The organism is Actinomadura madurae (assembly GCF_900115095.1).
Lineage (GTDB): Bacteria > Actinomycetota > Actinomycetes > Streptosporangiales > Streptosporangiaceae > Spirillospora > Spirillospora madurae.
In genome coordinates, this window is record NZ_FOVH01000021.1 from 137058 (window position 1) to 154876 (window position 17819).

Annotated in this window: 23 protein-coding genes and 1 tRNA gene; 12 read left to right on the forward strand and 12 right to left on the reverse strand. The window is 72.4% G+C overall.

Annotated elements, in window-relative coordinates:
- Positions 1–135: 135 nt before the first annotated feature.
- Complete coding sequence (locus BM339_RS40445) at positions 136–621, forward strand: tRNA adenosine deaminase-associated protein (protein ID WP_021594658.1); 486 nt, start codon at positions 136–138, stop codon at positions 619–621.
- Between the two features lie 4 nt (positions 622–625).
- Here the strand turns inward: BM339_RS40445 and BM339_RS40450 are convergent, their stop codons facing one another.
- Positions 626–1945 (reverse strand): alkaline phosphatase family protein, encoded by a 1320-nt coding sequence (locus BM339_RS40450; RefSeq protein ID WP_075024286.1) that lies wholly within the window; start codon positions 1943–1945, stop codon positions 626–628.
- 184 nt (positions 1946–2129) lie between these two features.
- Here BM339_RS40450 and BM339_RS40455 point away from each other — a divergent pair, with 184 nt between their 5' ends.
- From BM339_RS40455 to BM339_RS40465, 3 genes are all read left to right on the forward strand, one after another.
- On the forward strand, positions 2130–2567 hold the full coding sequence (locus tag BM339_RS40455) for a tRNA adenosine deaminase-associated protein (RefSeq protein WP_021594656.1): 438 nt from the start codon (positions 2130–2132) through the stop codon (positions 2565–2567).
- Positions 2568–2610: 43 nt separating this feature from the next.
- The gene (tadA, locus tag BM339_RS40460; RefSeq protein ID WP_177287900.1) at positions 2611–3048 is read left to right on the forward strand and encodes a tRNA adenosine(34) deaminase TadA; all 438 of its coding nucleotides are present in this window, start codon (positions 2611–2613) and stop codon (positions 3046–3048) included.
- 10 nt (positions 3049–3058) lie between these two features.
- Positions 3059–3146, forward strand: a tRNA-Ser gene (locus BM339_RS40465).
- A 59-nt stretch (positions 3147–3205) separates the two neighbouring features.
- Here the strand turns inward: BM339_RS40465 and BM339_RS40470 are convergent.
- The 5 genes from BM339_RS40470 to BM339_RS40490 all read right to left on the reverse strand — a co-directional run bounded on the left by BM339_RS40470 (position 3206) and on the right by BM339_RS40490 (position 6220).
- Complete coding sequence (locus BM339_RS40470; RefSeq protein WP_075024309.1) at positions 3206–3487, reverse strand: transcriptional regulator; 282 nt, start codon at positions 3485–3487, stop codon at positions 3206–3208.
- Between the two features lie 20 nt (positions 3488–3507).
- On the reverse strand, positions 3508–4005 hold the full coding sequence (locus BM339_RS40475; RefSeq protein ID WP_024934425.1) for a hypothetical protein: 498 nt from the start codon (positions 4003–4005) through the stop codon (positions 3508–3510).
- 190 nt (positions 4006–4195) lie between these two features.
- Complete coding sequence (locus BM339_RS40480; protein WP_021594652.1) at positions 4196–5071, reverse strand: DMT family transporter; 876 nt, start codon at positions 5069–5071, stop codon at positions 4196–4198.
- Complete coding sequence (locus BM339_RS40485; RefSeq protein ID WP_075024288.1) at positions 5071–5736, reverse strand: B3/B4 domain-containing protein; 666 nt, start codon at positions 5734–5736, stop codon at positions 5071–5073. The genes BM339_RS40480 and BM339_RS40485 overlap by 1 nt, the downstream gene beginning before the upstream one ends.
- 43 nt (positions 5737–5779) lie before the next feature.
- Entirely contained in the window at positions 5780–6220 is a 441-nt protein-coding gene (locus BM339_RS40490; protein WP_021594650.1) for an HIT family protein, read from the reverse strand.
- A 58-nt stretch (positions 6221–6278) separates the two neighbouring features.
- Here BM339_RS40490 and BM339_RS40495 point away from each other — a divergent pair, with 58 nt between their 5' ends.
- Positions 6279–6842, forward strand: a complete 564-nt coding sequence (locus BM339_RS40495) for a helix-turn-helix domain-containing protein (protein WP_021594649.1) — start codon at positions 6279–6281, stop codon at positions 6840–6842.
- Here BM339_RS40495 and BM339_RS40500 read toward each other — a convergent pair.
- From BM339_RS40500 to BM339_RS40515, 4 genes are all read right to left on the reverse strand, one after another.
- Positions 6785–7927 carry a hypothetical protein gene (locus BM339_RS40500; protein ID WP_021594648.1) on the reverse strand — a complete coding sequence of 381 codons (1143 nt, stop codon included), beginning with the start codon at positions 7925–7927 and terminating at the stop codon, positions 6785–6787. The genes BM339_RS40495 and BM339_RS40500 overlap by 58 nt on opposite strands.
- Positions 7928–8116: 189 nt before the next feature.
- Positions 8117–9262, reverse strand: a complete 1146-nt coding sequence (dnaN, locus tag BM339_RS40505) for a DNA polymerase III subunit beta (protein WP_075024310.1) — start codon at positions 9260–9262, stop codon at positions 8117–8119.
- A gap of 78 nt (positions 9263–9340) precedes the next feature.
- A complete protein-coding gene (locus BM339_RS40510) occupies positions 9341–9850 on the reverse strand; it encodes a methylated-DNA--[protein]-cysteine S-methyltransferase (RefSeq protein ID WP_021594646.1) in 510 nt (169 codons plus the stop codon).
- A gap of 10 nt (positions 9851–9860) precedes the next feature.
- Positions 9861–11333 (reverse strand): AlkA N-terminal domain-containing protein, encoded by a 1473-nt coding sequence (locus tag BM339_RS40515; RefSeq protein ID WP_075024289.1) that lies wholly within the window; start codon positions 11331–11333, stop codon positions 9861–9863.
- A 93-nt stretch (positions 11334–11426) separates the two neighbouring features.
- Between BM339_RS40515 and BM339_RS40520 the strand changes: the two genes are divergently transcribed.
- The 3 genes from BM339_RS40520 to BM339_RS40530 all read left to right on the forward strand — a co-directional run bounded on the left by BM339_RS40520 (position 11427) and on the right by BM339_RS40530 (position 13124).
- Positions 11427–11666: a helix-turn-helix domain-containing protein gene (locus BM339_RS40520; RefSeq protein WP_075024290.1), complete on the forward strand. Its 240-nt coding sequence runs from the start codon at positions 11427–11429 to the stop codon at positions 11664–11666.
- A 188-nt stretch (positions 11667–11854) separates the two neighbouring features.
- Positions 11855–12217 (forward strand): nuclear transport factor 2 family protein, encoded by a 363-nt coding sequence (locus BM339_RS40525; protein ID WP_024934423.1) that lies wholly within the window; start codon positions 11855–11857, stop codon positions 12215–12217.
- Positions 12218–12401: 184 nt separating this feature from the next.
- The gene (locus BM339_RS40530; RefSeq protein ID WP_075024291.1) at positions 12402–13124 is read left to right on the forward strand and encodes a DUF4097 family beta strand repeat-containing protein; all 723 of its coding nucleotides are present in this window, start codon (positions 12402–12404) and stop codon (positions 13122–13124) included.
- A gap of 19 nt (positions 13125–13143) precedes the next feature.
- Here BM339_RS40530 and BM339_RS40535 read toward each other — a convergent pair whose 3' ends face one another.
- The gene (locus BM339_RS40535) at positions 13144–13515 is read right to left on the reverse strand and encodes a YrdB family protein (protein WP_024934422.1); all 372 of its coding nucleotides are present in this window, start codon (positions 13513–13515) and stop codon (positions 13144–13146) included.
- A gap of 17 nt (positions 13516–13532) precedes the next feature.
- Between BM339_RS40535 and BM339_RS40540 the strand changes: the two genes are divergently transcribed.
- A complete protein-coding gene (locus BM339_RS40540; protein ID WP_256255757.1) occupies positions 13533–14654 on the forward strand; it encodes a class I SAM-dependent methyltransferase in 1122 nt (373 codons plus the stop codon).
- Between the two features lie 7 nt (positions 14655–14661).
- Here BM339_RS40540 and BM339_RS40545 read toward each other — a convergent pair whose 3' ends face one another.
- Positions 14662–15516, reverse strand: coding sequence for a helix-turn-helix transcriptional regulator (locus BM339_RS40545; protein ID WP_021594639.1), 855 nt, complete (start codon positions 15514–15516; stop codon positions 14662–14664).
- Positions 15517–15686: 170 nt separating this feature from the next.
- On the opposite strand from BM339_RS40545, the gene BM339_RS40550 reads away from it, so the two are divergent.
- From BM339_RS40550 to BM339_RS40560, 3 genes are read left to right on the forward strand one after another with little or no spacing between them, the layout of a single operon-like run.
- Entirely contained in the window at positions 15687–16463 is a 777-nt protein-coding gene (locus BM339_RS40550; RefSeq protein ID WP_021594638.1) for an alpha/beta fold hydrolase, read from the forward strand.
- A 56-nt stretch (positions 16464–16519) separates the two neighbouring features.
- Positions 16520–17308 carry an SDR family NAD(P)-dependent oxidoreductase gene (locus BM339_RS40555; protein ID WP_075024293.1) on the forward strand — a complete coding sequence of 263 codons (789 nt, stop codon included), beginning with the start codon at positions 16520–16522 and terminating at the stop codon, positions 17306–17308.
- A gap of 46 nt (positions 17309–17354) precedes the next feature.
- A complete protein-coding gene (locus BM339_RS40560) occupies positions 17355–17810 on the forward strand; it encodes a MarR family winged helix-turn-helix transcriptional regulator (protein WP_083598444.1) in 456 nt (151 codons plus the stop codon).
- Positions 17811–17819: the final 9 nt, after the last annotated feature.

Consider the following 17819-nt stretch of genomic DNA (forward strand, 5'->3'; position numbering starts at 1 on the left):
CCCGCCGGGTACGGGTTTGCAGCGCTGACTTCCGGTTTCACAGCCGGGTGCGGCGGCGAGTTTGGTGGTGGGGCGCGCGAGCGCGCCTCGCATCTGCGACCATGCCCTGGCAGGAGACGCGCCGGTGGGGTGGAAATGACGGATGTGGACGCGACGGACTTCGCCGTCGTGGTGTACCGGGAAGACGAGAGCTGGGAGGCCGACGTCCTCCCGGTGGCGCTGACCGAGGACCTCGCAGGGCTGATCCATGCCCTGCGGCAGCAGCCGAGCCTCGGCGGCACGGTCGGGCTGGTCTCGGTCGGCGACGACTTCTTCGTCGCGATCCGCCTGCTCGGGGACGACGTGATGGTGTTCCTGTCGGACGTCACGGCGTCGGTCGACTGGCCGCTGGCCCGCCAGGTCCTCGACTATCTGGACATCCCGGTCCCCGACGACGAGGAGCTCGACCAGGTCCTCCCGGTCGGCGACATGTCGATCTTCGCCGACCTGGGGCTGGACGAGATGGAGCTCGGCGCGATCTCCGGCGACCTGGAGCTCTACCCCGACGAGATGCTGCTCAGCATCGCCGGGCGCATCGGTTTCGCGCACGCCTTCGAGCGCGCCCTGGACACCGTCTCCTGAAAGGTCAGCCGGGGAACCCGTTGCGCCGGGCGTAGTCGGCCAGATCCGCCCAGTCGTCCCCCGTATGGCCGTGCCCGGGGTCGAGGCAGCCCAGGCTGATCGGCCGCTTGGCGTCGTAGCGGGGCGCGCGCGGGTCGGGCGGGTTCTCGAAGTCCAGCACCTCGGCGATGTTGCGCGCGGCGGCGTCCCGCACCGTCAGCGGTTCCAGGTCCCAGCGCCATTCGATCGCCTTCAGCACGGACGTGTGGTCGTACACCTCGTGCGCGACCGCGCCGCGCCGCGCCCGCGGTGAGATCAGCAGGCAGGGGACGCGGAAGCCGCGCAGCGCGGTGCCGAGGTCGGGCCGCGGGTCGGGCCCGGACGGCGGCGGAACGTGGTCGAAAAACCCGCCCCACTCGTCGTAGTTGATCACCAGCAGCGTGCGGGGCCAGTTCGGCGAGGTGACGAGCGCCGTGTACACCTCGTTCAGGAACGCCTGGCCGAAGCGGATGTCGGCGAGCGGGTGCTCGTCCTCCGACATGCCGGGCAGGAAGATCTCGCCGAGGAAGGCCGGCTCCACGAAGCTGACCGCGGGCAGCCGGCCGCGCCGGGCGTCCTCGCGGAACTCGGCGATGTTCCGGCTGATGTCGAGGTGCCGAAGCCCCCACAGCGCGGTGAACGGGACGTCGCTGAAGTAGTACCGGCACGGGACGTCCTTCGCCTTCAGCCGGTCCCAGATGGTGGCGATCTCCGAGATCGTCAGCGAGTTCGAGATCCGGTCGGTCTGCCCGGCGTGCTGGAAGATCCGGTTGGGGAACGTGGACGACATGATGGCGGGGAAGTAGCGGTCGCAGACCGTCCAGTCGAGGGCGGCGTGGCCGTGGAAGCCGAGGTCGGGGCCCTCGAAGTAGCCGATGGAGAACACGTCGTTGTCGCCGGCGCGCAGCCAGCCGTCGCACGCGCCGCCGTTGTACTCGACGCGTCCGCCCTCGTAAGAATGGTCGGGGTCCTGGAAGCCGCATCCCCACGGCACCTTCAGGTGGTGAGTGCCGTGCTCGTTGCCGTCGGCGTCGGTGTAGGTGAGGCCCGCCTGGCGCCCGTCCGCGCCGGGCACCCAGCCCATGTAGTGGTCGAACGACCTGTTCTCCATCATCACGACGACGATGTGGTCGATGCCGGACTCGTCCGGATCGGGAAGCTCGGCGACGGGCGCCCGCTTCGCCGCCGCCAGGGCCGCCGCGTGGGCCTGCGTGGACGACCCGCCGGCGGCGCCGGTCGCGATGACCGCCGCGGTGCCCGCCGTGCCCGCCAGAAACCCGCGCCTGGTCAGTTCGTCCGCGCCCATGGCATTCCTCCGAGGAAGGTGACCGCTGAGCAGTATGCGAACTCCTGTGGCGCGCGGGAAGGACGCGGACCGTCCGCCACCGGACAAAACCCGAAGTTTATTCACAAGCGCATCCGGGCACCCGATGCCGGATTCCTTGGCACGGGGGTGTGTCGGGGCCAACCCCGTGGGTCACAATGAGCACGTGTCATACTTCGCCGCCGTCTTCGCACAGACACCGCAGGGCTGGGTCGGCACGGAGGCCGTGCTCGCCGAGGCGGAGCACGTCGACGACGTCGCCGACCTGATGCGGGAGGCCGCCGTCGAGTCCTACGGCGACCCGGTTCTGCTGCTCATCGAGCAGGACGACGACTGGTTCGCCGTCGTCCGGCTCGACCGGGAGGACGAGCCCCGCGCCTTCGTCTCCACCGTCCGCGAGGACGGCCTCGGCGCGCTGTTCCAGCAGCTCGTCGGCGAGGTGCCCGACGGCGACGCCGCCGGTGACGCCGCCCTCCTCGAAGACCTCGGCCTCGCCCCGGAGCGCCTCAGCGACCTCGGCGAGCGCGCCCTCCCCGGCGACGCCCTCCTCGCCGTCGCCGAGCAGGCCGGCTTCGGCGAGGAGTTCGACCGCCTCCGTGACTGACCCGGCCGGCGTGGACCCCGTCGTCGAGGCCTACCACCCGGCGATGCGGCGGGCGCTGGACGAGGCCCGTCACGCCGCCGCGGAAGGCGAGATCCCCGTCGGCGCCGTCGTCCTGGACGCCTCCGGCGAGATCATCGGGACGGGACGCAACGAGCGCGAGCGCACCGCCGACCCCACCGGCCACGCCGAGATCGTCGCGATGCGGCGCGCGGCCGCGTCCCTCGGCGGCTGGCGGCTGGCGGGATGCACGCTGGTGGTGACGCTGGAACCGTGCACGATGTGCGCGGGCGCGTCCGTCCAGGCCCGGCTCGACCGCATCGTCTACGGGGCCGTCGACCCGAAGGCGGGCGCGGTGGGCTCCCTGTGGGACGTCGTCCGGGACCGGCGCCTCAACCACCGCCCCGAAGTGATCGCCGAGGTGATGTCCGCCGAGTGCGCCGCCCTGCTGATCGAGTTCTTCACGCACCGCAGAGTCGGGTAGGCTCTCCCGCGGTGGTGTCGCCTAGTGGACGAGGGCGCACGCCTCGAAAGCGTGTGAAGTGCAAGCTTCCGTGGGTTCGAATCCCACCACCACCGCCACCCACATGTATGAGGGCGGGACCGTCGGTCCCGCCCTTCGCGTTTCCGGTTTCGGTTGTTCAGGGGCCGACTATGGCGCGTAGGGCGGCGTGGTGGGCTCGGTAGGCCTCGCGTCCCTCGCGGGTCAGGGACAGCCACACCCGCTGCCGGGTGTCGCGGACCGCTTTGCGCTGCTGGACGTATCCGGCGTCCATGAGCACGGTGACGTGCTTGCTGAGCACGGACGCCGACACTCCGAGCTGTTCCTGCACCACGCCGAACTCCGCTTCGCCCGCGGTGTCCAGCAGGGCGCAGATGCGCAGCCGATTGGGTGCGTGGATGGTCGCGTTGAAGCCGTCCATCGGGTCGGTCGTGCTCGTGCTCACGACGCCTTCCGGTGCAGACGGACGAACCAGAGGTGAAAGCCGATGGACAGGGCGGCGCCCGCGGCGGAGGCGGCGAACAGCCACAGCGGCTGGTCGGTGTACCGGAATGCGTATCCGGAGCCCACGATGAGCAGCGGGGTCCCGACGAGCGCCGGCACGGTGGCGCGCTTGGGCAGGACGTCGAGTCGCAGTGCCACGCCCGTCTTGGCGCGCCAGTTCCTGCCCGCGACGACGAAGAACGCGAGGAACACCGCCTCGGCCCCCAGCATGACGGCCAGCCATGCCCCCTGCGGCATCAGCCAGTCGGGCTCGGCCAGCGCACCGCCGAAGGTGATCGGCAGTACGACGAACATCGCCGTGATCGTCGCGACGAACCAGGTCGGCCACGGAGTGGCGGACAGCGCCTCGACGGACACTCGGACGTCGTCGGTGTCGGCGAGGGCCGCACGGGCCTGCTCCGGCGTCGGCAGGGACGCTTCCCCGTTAGTTTCCATGCCGGAAACTCTAGCCGCTTAGTTTCCAACTTGGCAAGAGTCGAGTTGCCGAGACGGAAAGAGCCGTGCCCGGGGCTCCGCACCGGTCACCGGGCAGTCTCGGTCATGGGCTTCGTGATCGCGCACGGGCGGATCGTCCAGATCTCCTCACTGCTCGACCGGGCACGCGTCGAGCAGCTGGGCAAAAGCCTCAACCTGCTGTGACCAGGGCCACGCCGGCGACCGCGACCGTCATCCCTACGCGCTGGACGGTGCGGAGTCGTTCGCTGTAGGCGATCCGGGCCAGCAGGACGGTGATCGCCGGGTAGAGGGACGTCAGGACGGCCGCGAGGCTCAGCAGGCCCTCGTTGACCGCCAGGAAGTACAGGACGTTCGCCCCGGCGTCCAGGACGCCGGACAGCAGCGCCAGCCCGATCAGCGTCCGCCCGGACACCCGCGGCCCCGCACCGCCGCGGGTCGCCAGGACCAGCAGCGCCACGACGACGATTACCAGGTTGCCCAGCCGCGCTCCGACGATCGGCCAGAGCCCGGTGCCGTCCCCCGCCTCCTTCAGCAGGACGAAGAAGATGCCGAAGCACGTACCGGACACGCCGGCCATGACGGGGCCCGAGTCGAGCAGGCGCCGCCACCCGTCCGCGACCGGCTCGGCGGCCTTCCGTCCGTCGGCCTCCATGCTGACCAGCCCGATCGCGACGAGGCACAGCAGGACCCCGAGCAGGACGGACGCGTCCAGCCGCTCGCCCTTGGCGACGCCCACGGCCACCGGGATGATCGCCGCGGCCAGCGCGGACACCGGCGCCACCACGCTCATCGGGCCCCGGGCGAGCGCCCGGTAGAAGGTCATCAGCCCGGCGCCGCCGCAGAGTCCCGCGGCGAAGCCCCAGGTCATCGGCCCCGGGCTGGGGCTGCCTCCGCTGAGGAGCGCGGACACCAGCACGACCCCCAGCCCGATCGGGACGCACCAGCTGAGGACCCTGATCGCGGCCGCCTTCCGCGTGACCGCGCCGCCGAGGAAGTCGGCCACCCCGTAGGCGAGCGCGGCGCTCAGCGCGAGGACCGTGACCATCACCGCCCGCCGATCAGCCGCGTCTCGATCCGCACGCCGGGGGAGACCGTCCGGAGCAGCTCCGCGAGGCGCGCACCCGCCTCGTCCAGCCGGTCGAGTGGGTACGGCTCAAGGCGTTCGAGGAGGAAGAGCCCGTTCTTGGTGGTCTCCGTCAGCCGGGTCCTGACGCACTGCCGCCAGTTCCAGCGGCGGCACGTGACGCCCGCGTGGTCCCGCCAGACGACCTCGCCCGGGTTCGGGTGCTCGACGGCGGGCTCACCGCCGGCGATGACGTCGAACGGCTCGTCACCGGTGGCGCGGACCAGGCGCGGCGCCCCCTGGTAGGCGTCGAGGTCCTCACCGCCGATGGGCAGCGCGTACTCGACGCTGACCGCGTTGTAGGCGTCCACGACCCGGTTGATGGACGGGAGCGCGTCGGCGCGGCGGAGCAGCGCGTCCACCGAGGGCCGGGTCCGCTGCGGCTTGGCGCCGAACGCCCGGTAGGCCTCGCGCCACGCCTCGACATGCGGGTCCCCAGCGTCCGCCTTCCGCGCGGCGGCGGCCAGCCACTCCTCGCCCACCTGGTCGCCGGGCCCGTTCTCCATCCCCTCGGCGACCATGACGAGCACGGCGAAATCGGGACGGAGTTCCCGCACGGCCTCGTCCACGACGACCCGCTCCAGCATTCCTCACCCTCCGGGCGGTCACTTTAATGACATCGACGTTCCACTATACCGACCGCCCGTGGTCCGGCCCAAGGCCCGCCGCCCGGCTGAGCCGTTGGAGTACCCCGTCCAGGTCGCGCGGCTCGGCCGGTGCCGGATCCCACATCAGGCGCAGGTCGTCGCCATGCCTGCGGGGGACGAGGTGCACATGGAAGTGGAAGACCTCCTGCCAGGCGGCCTCGCCGTTCGCTTGGGCGATGTTCAGACCGTCCGGCTCCAGGGCCGTTCTGAGCAGTGCGGCGACCCTGTGCACCATATGCGCCACCCGGCCGTGGACGGCCTCGCCGATGTCCCAGATGTTCCGGGCGTGCACGCGCGGCACGACCAGGGTGTGCCCCGGATTCGCGGGGGCGATGTCCAGGAAGGCGACGGTGTGCTCGTCCTCGGCGACCCGGTAGGACGGAAGCCGGCCGGCGACGATCTCGCAGAAGACGCAGTCGTCCATGCTCCGATCATCGCGCGGTACGAGAAACTGAGCGCGCGGACCGACGGCTGGAGGGCGTTTGAACGAGCAGGAGGCGATCGGCGAGGCCGTGGCGCGGACGGTGCGGGCGCTGCGGGCCGGGCACGGGTGGAGCCTGGACGAGCTGGCCGGGCGCGCCGGGGTGAGCAAGGGCGTGCTGGTCGGCCTGGAGCAGGGGCGCGGCAACCCGAACCTCGGAACGCTCATCCGGATCTCGGACGCCCTCGGGGTGCCGCTGACACGCCTGGTGCAGGTCGAGGAGGAGCCGCCGGTGCGGCTGTTCCGGCCGGAGCGGCACGTCGTCCTGTGGCAGGGCGAGCACGGCGGGACGGGAACGCTCCTGGCCGGAAGCGACCCGAGGCCGTCGCTGGAGCTGTGGAACTGGGTCCTCCAGCCCGGCGAGACGCGCGAGAGCGACGCGCACGTCCCCGGCACCAAGGAGATCGTGTACGTCCAGGAAGGCACGCTGACCCTCGGCGTGGACGGCCGGACGGACCTCGTCGAAAAGGGAGCCGCCGCCGTCTTCGTAGGCGACCGCCCCCACTCCTACGGCAACGCGACGGACTCCGAGGTCCGCTTCACCCTGGCCGTCCTCGACCTTTGACGCCGCGCGCAGCGGGTGCAGGCGCCGCGGCGACGGTAGTAGTAGGCGAGCGCCGCGGCGGCCAGGAGCGGGCCCCACAGCCCGATCGGTATGAACGCCAGGCTGAAGAGCCACCCTCCCTCGCCTTGAGGGATCTCCGTGACCACGTACACGGTGAACAGGGCCAGCACGGCGGACGCCGCCAGCGCCGCGCTGGTGGGGACGGCCACCGGTATCGGGCGGCCGTGCACCACCGGAACCCATCGCGGCCACACCTCCCCCCAGGGGCGGATGAGCCCTCGGGTCAGGATCGCCCCTCCCTCGGACGCGCAGCCGAGGAGCATGCCGGTGACCCAGACCCCCCAGCCGGCGCCCTCGGGGAACGCGATGGGCCACGGCGTCAGCCACGTCAGCCTGATGAGCCCGTAGGGCAAGGGCATGAGCGCGGCGGCGATCGTCACCTTGCGCCCCCAGCGCGCCGCGGACTCCGGCCGCGTCCAGGCGGCGCCGGGACGGCCGCAGCGAGCGCAGCGGCGCTTGCCGACCCGGAACGCGGTCACGGTGCAGGCCGCCCAGATGACCCCGCCGACCACGGTGAACACGGCCCAGTGGGCGCCCTTGTACGCCACGATGAAAGTGGCGAACCCGAGCCCGGCGGCCGCCGGAACGCCCACCAGCACCGACGTGCCCACCCGGCCGAGCCGCAGGGCGCGCGCCAGCAGCGCCGCCAGCAGGATGACCGGTGCCGAGAACGCGAAGGTGTAGGCGACGACGACCATCGCCATGTAGCCGGGAAGCACGAACCCCAGCACCGCATATCCGGCCGTGAGGACGAGAAGAGGCCGGCGCATCGTTTCGACGCATCGCCGACCGCGCAGAGCGAGAGCGACCACGACGCCGAGCCCGCCGAGCGCGAGCAGCCCGATCGCCCCGGGACGCGCCCCGATGTCGAAGGCCAGCGGGGGAGACTCCGCGTCCCCTCGCCCGAGCAGATACGCCGATGGCCGCAGCACCCACCACAGCCCCAGCCCGGCCGCCACCGCCGACCAGCACAGCGCGGCCACGGTGATCCGACCGCGTCCCTGCCCGGCATCTGTGATCGCCATGAATGCCCCTCCCATGCAAGCGATCACCACGGTCGCGCGAACCGCACGGGCCGGTGATCCCCCAAGGGCACCATCCCGGTCCCCCGGCCGAGGGAAACCGCGCGGAAACCCCGGGCCAGAGGAGGCCTCGCGGCGGCCGGACCCGCGTTGGCCGGCTCCTAGGGGTCGCCCTGCGCCTGGGACACCCGCTCAGGAGGTGAGGCGGACGGGCATGGCGAGGTAGCGGTACCCGGTGTCGGACTCGGCGGGCTCCTGCTCGTCGTCCTTCTTGTCGGGGATGGCGGTGAGGAGGGCGGCCTTGGTGGGGCCGGCGCATTCGAGGCGGGCGTACTCGGTGTCGATGCCGGCGAGGCCGTCCAGGAGGTACTGGGGGGCGAACGCGATGTCGATGTCGTCGCCGGTGAGGTCGGCGGCGAGGCTCTCGTTGGCGCGGGCGGAGTCGCCGGTGGCGGCGCGGAGGCGGACCTCGCCGCCGGTGAACGCCAGGCGGATCGGGGTGCCGCGCTCGGTGACGAGGGCGGCGCGCTTGATGGCCTCGACGAACGGGGCGACGCGGACCTCGGCGACGGACGTCCAGGTGCCGGTGAGGCGGGACCGGTAGTTGATGTACTGGTCGTCGAGGAGGCGGCTGGTCATGCTCCGGCCGCCGCCCGCGATGCCGATGAGGGTGTCGGCGGTGCCGCCGAGGTCGATGGCGACGTCCGCGCCGCGCCGGATCGCCTTGGCGGTGTCGGCGAGGGTGCGGGCGGGGACGACGACGCCGGCGGTGAAGCCGGGGTCGTCGGGGGACCAGGTCAGCTCGCGGGCGGCGATGCGGTACCGGTCGGTGCAGGCGAGCCACATCGTGTCGCCCTCGATGTCGATCCGGACGCCGGTGAGCATGGGGAGGGTGTCGTCGCGCCCGGCGGCCGGGGTGACCTGGCCGACGGCGGTGGCGAACAGGTCGCCGGGGAGGGTGCCGGCGCGGGCGGGCGGGTCGGGGAGGGTGGGGTAGTCCTCGACGGGCAGCGTCTGGAGGCCGAACTCGGCGGGGCCGCAGCGGACGACGACCTCGGTTCCCGTCATGACGACGTCCACCGGCTCCTGCGGGAGGTTCCGGACGATGTCGGCCAGCAGCCGACCGGGGACGAGGGCGCGGCCCGGCTCGGCGACGGCGGCGTCCTCCCGGGCGTGGGCGGACACCTCGTAGTCGAACCCCGCGACGGTCAGCTCGCCCTCGCGGGTGACCTCGATGAGCATGCCCGCGAGGATGGGGAGGGCGGGGCGCGCCGGGAGGGTCCGCGCCGCCCACGCCACCGCGTCGGCGAACGTCTGGCGGTCGACTCGGAACTCCACCTCGATCAACCTCTCCGGGGTTTGACGGTCATGTTCCGCACGGTAACCCGCGGCTCTGACATTCCCTCGCGTCGCGCGTCAGAACAGGGCGTTCTCGGTAGCGCGGTTCTTGCGCTCGAAGTCGAGGAGGTAGCGCTTGCGGTCGAGGCCGCCTCCGTAGCCGGTGAGGGAGCCGGTGGAGCCGACGACTCGGTGGCAGGGGACGATGACGCCGACCGGGTTGCGCCCGTTGGCGAGGCCGACCGCGCGGGACGCCGAGGGACTGCCGATCTCGACGGCGAGTTCGCCGTACGTGGTGGTCTCGCCGTAGGGGATCTCCTGGAGGGCGTCCCAGACGCGCTGCTGGAACGGTGTGCCGTGGAGGCGGAGCGGCATGTCGAACTCGGTCAGTTCACCGGCGAAGTACGCGGCGAGCTGTTCGGCGACGGTCGCGAACGGTTCGCTGTCGGGGTCGCCCGGCGCACCGAAGGTTTCGGCCGGCGGACGGTGCCGCTGCATCTCCATGTAGAGGCCGGACAAGGCGCCGTCGGTCTCGACCAGCGTGAGCGGACCGACAGGGCTGTCGACGACGACATGTGTTCGTTCCACAGAGGTTCCTTCAGCTCGCGGGAAGCAGGTTGATGGCGTGGTCGCCCGTGGCCCACAGGTACTGGACGGCGTAGGCGCGCCACGGGCGCCATCGGGCGGCGCGGCGCGTGAGGGCCGCCGGGGTGGAGGGGAGATCGAGCGTCTTGGCGGCGGCACGGATTCCGAGGTCGCCGGGGATGAACGCGTCCGGGTCGCCGAGTGCGCGCATCGCGATGGTCTCGACGGTCCAGGGACCGAAGCCGGGCAGGGCGGACAAGCGCGCGCGGGCCTCTTCCCAGTCGCTCCCCACCCCGAGGTCGATCTCTCCGCCGGCGAGCGCGTCGACCAGGGTCGTGATGGTGGTGCGGCGCGTTCTCGGGAAGGCGAGGGATTCCGGGTCCAGCCCGGCCAGGGCGGACGGGGTCGGGAAGAGGTGCGTGAGCCTGCCGCCCGGGTCGTCCACGGGGTCGCCGTGGGCGGTGACCAGGCGCGCCGCGTGGGTGCGGGCCGCGGCCGTCGACACCTGCTGCCCGAGGACGGCCCGGACGGCGAACTCCGCGGCGTCGACGGTGCGCGGGACGCGCCGTCCGGGCGCCTTGCCCACCAGCGGCGCCAGGGCGGGGTCGGCGCGGAGCAGGTCGTCCACGGCGACGGGGTCGGCGTCGAGGTCGAGCATCCAGCGGCAGCGGCTGATCGCGATCGTGAGGTCGCGCAGGTCGCCGAGGCGGAGCGTGCAGGCGACGTGGTCGGGGCGGGGGCTGAGGGTGGCGATGCCGTGGCCGTGCGGGAGGCGCATGGTGCGGCGGAACGCGCCGTCCCGCCACTCCTCGACGCCCGGGACGGCGGTGGCCGCGAGGTGCCCGAACAGGTTGTCGGGGCAGAGGGGCGCGCGGAAGGGCAGGCGCAGCGAGAGCGTCCCCGAACCGGCGGGCGGCTGCCCCTTCGCGACACGGTCCCGCAGAGCGGTCGGCGTGAGCGCGAACACCTCGCGGACCGTGTCGTTGAAGGAGCGGATGCTGGAGAACCCCGCCGCGAACGCGACGTCCCCCATCGGGAGGGGCGTCGTCTCGATGAGGAGCCGCGCCGTCTGCGCGCGCTGGGCCCGCGCCAGGGCGAGCGGCCCGGCGCCCAGTTCCGCGTTGAGCTGGCGCTCGATCTGGCGGTCGCTGTAGCCGAGCCGTGCCGCGAGCCCGGGAACGCCTTCGCGGTCGACGACGCCGTCGGCGATGAGGCGCATCGCCCTCGCGACGACGTCCGCGCGGTGGTTCCACTCGGGGGAGCCCGGGGAAGTGTCGGGCCGGCACCGCTTGCAGGCGCGGAACCCGGCCTGCTGGGCGGCGGCCGCGCTCGGGTAGAAGCGCATGTTCTCCCGCTTGGGCGGGACGACGGGGCAGCTGGGCCTGCAGTAGATGCCGGTGGTCACGACCCCGGTGAAGAACCAGCCGTCGAAACGGGCGTCCTTCGACTGGACGGCCCGTACGCACCTTTCCACGTCCTCGTGCATGGCTCCAGCATCACCGATGGTCGCGCCGGTCCACTGGCGAAAATCCGACATCATCGTTGCGGACGTTCTAAGCGTCCACTCAGCCTGCTGCAGATGTGTTCGGCCCACGACCGGACCGCTCTGGCCGCCATACGCGAGGAGGCACTGCGGCTCTTCGCGGCGCACGGTCCCGACGCCGTGACGATCCGGCAGGTCGCCGAGGCGGCGGACGTCTCCCCGGCGCTGGTCATGCACCACTTCAAGTCGAAGGCCGGGCTGCGCGAGAGCGTGATGGTGAACGATCTGGCCGTCCTCCTGCTGCGAGACCCGTCTGACCGACGTGCTGGGCTCTGACCCCTTGTCGGTCGACGGCATGACCCGCTGGGCGAACGAGGCCATGTCCATCTACGGCAGCGGGTTGCAGGGCCCCGGGCCGCCCGCTCGCGCATGACGTCCCAGGTAATCGATCTCCGGCCGTGCCGTTGGCAGCGTGGTGGGCACGGGGACGAACCGTCCCGGACGATCGAGAAACGGGAGTCATGATGAGCGACGTTCAGCAGCGGGTCGAGCGCTACCTGGCCATCTGGAACGAGACCGACCCGGCCGCGCGGCGCGCCGCGATCGACGAGCTGTGGACGGAGAACCCCCTCTACGTCGACCCGCTCGGCGTGGCCGAGGGGCGCGACGCGATCGACGCGTTCGTCGGCGCCGCGCAGCAGCAGTTCCCCGGCCTGGTGTTCCGTCCCGCGGGGGCCGTCGACGCCCACCACAACGTGGCCCGCTTCACCTGGGAGCTCGGCCCCGAGGGCGGCGAGGCGATCGCGGTCGGCTTCGACGTGGCGACCTTCGGCGACGACGGCCGCTTCGACCGCGTGACCGGCTTCCTCGACAAGGTGCCCGCCTGACGCGCGGCGCTCGGACGGCCGGCGGCGCGCATCGCCCGCCGGCCGTCCACTCGTTCGTGCTACTCCCGGGGCCGGGCTCAGACCCTTGGGAGGAGAATGAAGCTGGCTCCCTGGCGTGACGGCCGTCCGGAGTCGACCTTCCTAGGCTCGGCAGCGTTCAACCGCACCGACCAGGAGGTTCCCTGTGCGCCGCCGACTTTCCGCCCTCGCCCTCGCCGGGGCCAGCGTGACCGCGCTGAGCGCATGCGACCTGGCCTTCGCGTCCACCACCTTCGAGGACGGCGCGACGTTGCAGGGCAAGATCACTTCGGTGGAGCTGGACATCGGATCGGGGCGTGTGAACCTTAACGGCGGGTCGTCCAAGGCGTCCCTGCGACGGTCCGTCAAGTACCGGGGCGATCGGCCGGAAGGCGTGACGTACCGGATCGAGAACGGTGTCCTGAAGCTGCGCGGCTGTGGCTCACGCTGCTCGGTGCGATACACGGTGGACCTCCCGGCGGGCCTCCCGGTGTCCGGCAAGACGTCCAGCGGGTCCATCCACCTGTCGCGGGTGGGCGCGGTGAACGTGTCGACCGATTCCGGCTCGATCCATCTGCACGAGGTCGCCGGGCCGATCAAGGCGAGGACGGACAACGGCGAGATCGAGGGTCGCGGGCTCAGAGGCGCCGGCACCGACGTGAAGACCGACAACGGCGACGTCAGCCTGACGCCCGCCAAGGCCCAGAACATCCGCGCGGAGACGGACAACGGCGAGATCAAGGTCACCGTCCCCGCGGGCCGGTACCGCGTGACCTCGCACGTCGGCAACGGCGACCGGACCATCGACGTCCCGAACGACGCGTCCGCCCCCTACCTGCTCGACCTGCGCACCGACAACGGCGACATCACGGCGAAGCCCGCCGCATAGCCCGCCGTATGGCCCCGCCTCACCCGGCCGCGCCGCGGAAATGTGCCTCGCGGTCCGCGGTCGCCAGCGCGGTGTTGAGGAGCGCGATCACGGCGAAGCCGATCGCGGCGCCATGGTGGCCGACGCCGTACAGGGCCAGCGCACCGGCGCCGAACACGACGGCCTTCACAAGGAGGACGAGCGGCAGCGCGACCGTGAACCGGGCGCGGGGCGCCGCGAAGAGCCCCCACAGGATCATCGCCGCCACCGGTGCCCCGACCCCGAGGACGGCGCCGGTCAGAATGCCCCCGCCGGTCGTGAAGCCCCACCACGCGAGGGCGGCGATGGCCGCGATCTCCAGGAGGAAGGCGAGGCCCTCGTTCAGGACGTGCAATGGCCCAGGTAGACGCACGCCGCTACGGTACTGCCGTGGACGTGATCTCCTGGCGGGAGGGCGGCCGGGACCATCGCGTCCGCTGGCGGTCGGAGAGCGGCGCGCCGCCGCCCGGCCGCGTGGTGGTCGCCGGTGACGAGACGCGCGCGGACGACGCGTACCGCCTTGCGTGCGAAGGCACCGCGCTGCTGTGGCGCGGCGACTTCCAGAACGCGCGCCAGCTCCTCGCGGCGATGGCGCGCCGGATCGACCGTCCGCCGCGCAGGCGGCGCAAGAAGCCGGAACCTTCCCAGGTGCAGGCGTTCCACCTTTACCGGCAGTCCCGCGCCCAGCGCGCGCGGACGCTCGGCATGGTGCTCATACCGTTCGATCCTGGCCACGTGATTCCGCTGCGCCGTGCACCGGATGTGCAGGACGCCTGTACGGAGGCCTACGGCCCGGACGACCAGCCCTACGTCACCTCACTGCGTGAGCTGCTCGGTCTGATCGGCGCCCACGAGTGGCGCGAGAAGGGCGTCCCGATCCCCGCGCTGGGCGGCGACCGCATACACCCGCATTACGGCGTCTTCTCCCCGGTCAGGGGCGAATACGTGGACCTGGTCGGTGAGGCGCCACTGCCCGCGACGAGCACGGCGTTCGACGTGGGGACCGGAACGGGCGTCCTGGCGGCCGTCCTGGCGCGCCGCGGTATCGGCCGCGTCGTCGCCACCGACCAGGATCCGCGTGCGCTCGCCTGCGCCCGGGAGAACCGCGACCGCCTGAAGGTGGACGTGCGCGTCGTCCAGGCCGACCTGTTCCCGGGTGGACGCGCCGGGCTCATCGTCTGCAATCCGCCCTGGGTGCCCGCGAAGCCGAGCTCACCCCTCGAACACGCCGTCTACGACCCGGGGAGCCGGATGCTGCGAGGCTTCCTGTCCGGGCTGGCCGAGCATCTCGAACCGGGCGGAGAGGGCTGGCTGATCCTGTCCGACCTGGCCGAGCACCTGGGCCTCCGGACGCGGGAGGATCTCCTCGCGCTGTTCGAGGCGTCCGGCCTGAAGGTCGTCGGCAGGCTCGACACCAGACCGCGCCACCCGCGGGCCACCGACCCCGACGACCCCCTGCACGCCGCCCGCACCGCCGAAACGACGTCCCTCTGGCGGCTGACCTCCCGCTGACGCCCGGTCAGACGTGGCTGCGGTGGGCGGTCTCCGGGCCGACGACGCGGAGGAGTTCCAGGGCGTCGATGCTGCCCGTTCCCGGGGGCGGGGTGTAGACGAAGAGGCGCTGGTCTTCCGAGGGGGCCAGCAGGGCCTCCATGTCGAACACGATCAGGCCGATCTCCGGATGCCGCACTTTCATCCGGCAGCTGCGCTGGACGGCGACCTCGTGCAGGTTCCACAGCCGGGTGAACTCCGTGCTGGCCGCGTGCAGCCGTCCCACCAGGGCGGACGCCACGGGGTCGGGGCCGCGGCGGGCGACGGCGGCGCGCAGGTGGGCGACGAGCCGCCGGGCGTGGGGCTCGTGCTCCTCCTCCGGGTACGCCTCCCGGACGAACGGGTCGGTGAACCACCGCCACACGATGTTCCGGTCGGCGCCCTCGACCGTGCACACGCACCCGAAGAGGGCCTCGGCGAGCGCGTTCTGGGCCAGCAGGTCACCGAGGTCGCCGACGAGCTGCGCGGGCGTCTCCTGGAGCCGGTCCAGCAGGTACAGCAGGCCCGGGCGGACATGGTCGCCCTCGAACGGCCCGCCGGGCGGGCGGTGCCCGGCGAGGACGTACAGGTGGTCGCGCTCGTCCGTGGTCAGCCGCAGCGCGCGGGCCAGGGCGCCCAGCAGCTGGGTGGACGGCTGCGGGCTGCGGGCCTGTTCGAGGCGCATGTAGTAGTCCGCGGACATCCCGGCGAGCTGCGACACCTCCTCCCGGCGGAGCCCCGGGGTGCGGCGCCGCGGGCCCGCCGTCAGCCCGACCTCCTGCGGGCGGAGCCGCTCGCGGGAGCGGCGGAGGAAGTCGGCGAGCTCCGTGCGGTCCATCTCCATGCCCCCATGATTCCCGGTCTGCCCGGTATGTCCGTAGGGCTGAGACTGGGACCGGTTGTCCTAGCCAAAGCGGTCCGCTTCTCCCGGCGGCCGGGCGCTGGCAGCGTCGGAGACATCCGGAACGACGCGAGAGAACGTCGCGAAAGAACGACGCGAAAGGACGACCGGCCATGCCGAAGCTCACCGTTGGAAACGCGCACATCCCCTACCGCGTCGAGGGTCAGGGGCCCGCCCTCGTCCTGGTGCACGGCGCCGGGCCGGGCTCGATCATGTGGGACGCCCTGCTCGACCGCTTCACCGATCACCGCACCGTCGTGCTGCCCGACCTCGCGGGCAGCGACCCTGCCGAGGACGACGGCTCCCCGCTGACCATCGAGGCGCTCGCCGCCCAGGTCAACGCGGTGATCGAGGACTCGGGGACGGGCCCCGCCGACGTCGTCGGCTTCTCGCTCGGCGCGCCGACCGCGGCGGCCGCGGCGGCGCTGCGCCCGGACCTCGTCCGGCGACTGGTGCCGGTCGCCGGCCTGTCCCACGCGGGCGACGAGTACGTCCGCCAGTACATGACCACCTGGGCGGCCCTCGGCGGCGACCCCGAAAGCTTCGGGCGTTTCGCCACGATGACCTCCTACAGCCGCCAGTTCCTCAACCAGATCGGTCACGAGGCGGTCGAGCAGGCGACCGCGTTCATGCGCCCGACGGACGGGGTGCTGCGCCACATCGACCTCGTCCGGCGTCTCGACATCCGGGCACTGCTGCCCAGGATCGAGGCGCCCACCCTGGTCATCGGCGCGACGCGCGACCAGGTGGTCCCGGTCGAGAACCACCGGGAGCTGCACGCGGGCATCCGCGGCAGCGAGTACGCCGAGCTCGACACCGGGCACGTGGCGTTGGCGGAGCGTCCCGACGAGTTCACCAAGCTCGTCCGGGACTTCCTGGACCGCTCCTAGGACACCGGCCGGGCCGCCCCTGTGAGTGAGCGCGCGCGTCGAGCACCATGGGAACCATGCGTCCCATCGAGCAGCAGACCATCCTCATCACGGGCGCGACCGACGGGCTCGGTCGCGCCCTGGCCGCCGAACTGGCCGCCGAAGGCGCCACGGTCCTCGTCCACGGACGGGACGACCAGCGCGGCAAGGCGACCCTCCAGGAGATCGGCGGCCGTGCCTCCTGGTACCGGGCCGACCTGGCGTCGCTCGCCGAGACCCGCGCCCTGGCCGAGGCCGTCCGGGCCGACCATCCGCGCCTGGACGTGCTCGTCAACAACGCCGGCATCGGCAACGACGGCCCGCGCATGGAGAGCGCGGACGGCCACGAGCTGACGTTCCAGGTGAACTACCTGTCCGGCTACCTGCTCACCCGGCTGCTGCTCCCGACCCTCGTGGCGTCCGCGCCGGCGCGGATCGTCAACGTCAGCAGCCTCGGCCAGGAGGCGATCGACTTCGACGACGTCATGATCACCCGCGGGTACGGCGGGATGCGGGCGTACCGCCAGAGCAAGCTCGCCCAGATCCTCTTCACGATCGACCTCGCCGGCGAGCTGGCCGGGACGGGCGTCACCGCGAACGCCCTGCACCCGGCCACCTACATGCCGACCAAGTTGGTCCCCACCCCCATCAGCACCCTGGAGGAGGGGGTGCGGGCGACCCATCGCCTCGTCACGGACCCGGCCCTGGACGGGGTGTCCGGCCGCTTCTTCAACGGCCTCCGGGAAGCGCGCGCCGACGCCCAGGCCTACGACACCGAGGCCCGCGCCCGCCTGAGGGCCCTCTCGGACGAGCTCACCTCGCCCTGACGCGTCCGATCATTGGTCGAGCCAACGAGCCCCTACACTGATCCGCATGATGAGGGCCGAGGCCGAGACGCCCGCGCGGCTCCGGCATGCCGTGAGCTGGCTGATCAACCTGGTGTCCCTGCACAGCCACCGCCTGGTCGGCGACGCCTTCGCCGCCGCCGGCGCCCGCGGGTACCACTACCGGCTGCTCGCCACGCTGGACGAGTACGGCCCGTCCAGCCAGGCCGACCTCGGGCGCCGCACCGGGATCGACCGCAGCGACGTCGTCGCCGCCCTCAACGAGCTGGCCGCCAAGAACCTCATCGACCGCTCTCCCGATCCGTCCGACCGGCGCCGCAACGTCATCACGCTGACCCCGGACGGCGCCCGCCACCTGGAGGAGCTGGAGGCGGTCGTCACCGGCGTCCAGGACGACCTGCTCGCCCCCCTCTCACCGGCCGAACGCCGCCAGCTCGCCGACCTGCTGGCACGTCTCGCCGACCACCACGCCCACCGACGCTGAGGAGCCGCC

Bases quoted from the DNA above. Each gene is read 5' to 3' on its own strand.
- BM339_RS40475 (WP_024934425.1), bottom strand. From the start codon at position 4,005: ATGGAAACTAACGGGGAAGCGTCCCTGCCGACGCCGGAGCAGGCCCGT.
- BM339_RS40480 (WP_021594652.1), bottom strand. From the start codon at position 5,071: ATGGTCACGGTCCTCGCGCTGAGCGCCGCGCTCGCCTACGGGGTGGCC.
- BM339_RS40555 (WP_075024293.1), top strand. From the start codon at position 16,520: ATGCGTCCCATCGAGCAGCAGACCATCCTCATCACGGGCGCGACCGAC.
- BM339_RS40500 (WP_021594648.1), bottom strand. From the start codon at position 7,927: ATGGCGATCACAGATGCCGGGCAGGGACGCGGTCGGATCACCGTGGCC.
- BM339_RS40450 (WP_075024286.1), bottom strand. From the start codon at position 1,945: ATGGGCGCGGACGAACTGACCAGGCGCGGGTTTCTGGCGGGCACGGCG.
- BM339_RS40550 (WP_021594638.1), top strand. From the start codon at position 15,687: ATGCCGAAGCTCACCGTTGGAAACGCGCACATCCCCTACCGCGTCGAG.
- BM339_RS40470 (WP_075024309.1), bottom strand. From the start codon at position 3,487: ATGGACGGCTTCAACGCGACCATCCACGCACCCAATCGGCTGCGCATC.
- BM339_RS40490 (WP_021594650.1), bottom strand. From the start codon at position 6,220: ATGGACGACTGCGTCTTCTGCGAGATCGTCGCCGGCCGGCTTCCGTCC.
- BM339_RS40515 (WP_075024289.1), bottom strand. From the start codon at position 11,333: ATGCACGAGGACGTGGAAAGGTGCGTACGGGCCGTCCAGTCGAAGGAC.
- BM339_RS40520 (WP_075024290.1), top strand. From the start codon at position 11,427: ATGTGTTCGGCCCACGACCGGACCGCTCTGGCCGCCATACGCGAGGAG.
- BM339_RS40560 (WP_083598444.1), top strand. From the start codon at position 17,355: ATGATGAGGGCCGAGGCCGAGACGCCCGCGCGGCTCCGGCATGCCGTG.
- BM339_RS40485 (WP_075024288.1), bottom strand. From the start codon at position 5,736: ATGCTGGAGCGGGTCGTCGTGGACGAGGCCGTGCGGGAACTCCGTCCC.
- BM339_RS40445 (WP_021594658.1), top strand. From the start codon at position 136: ATGACGGATGTGGACGCGACGGACTTCGCCGTCGTGGTGTACCGGGAA.
- BM339_RS40545 (WP_021594639.1), bottom strand. From the start codon at position 15,516: ATGGAGATGGACCGCACGGAGCTCGCCGACTTCCTCCGCCGCTCCCGC.
- tadA (WP_177287900.1), top strand. From the start codon at position 2,611: ATGCGGCGGGCGCTGGACGAGGCCCGTCACGCCGCCGCGGAAGGCGAG.
- BM339_RS40525 (WP_024934423.1), top strand. From the start codon at position 11,855: ATGAGCGACGTTCAGCAGCGGGTCGAGCGCTACCTGGCCATCTGGAAC.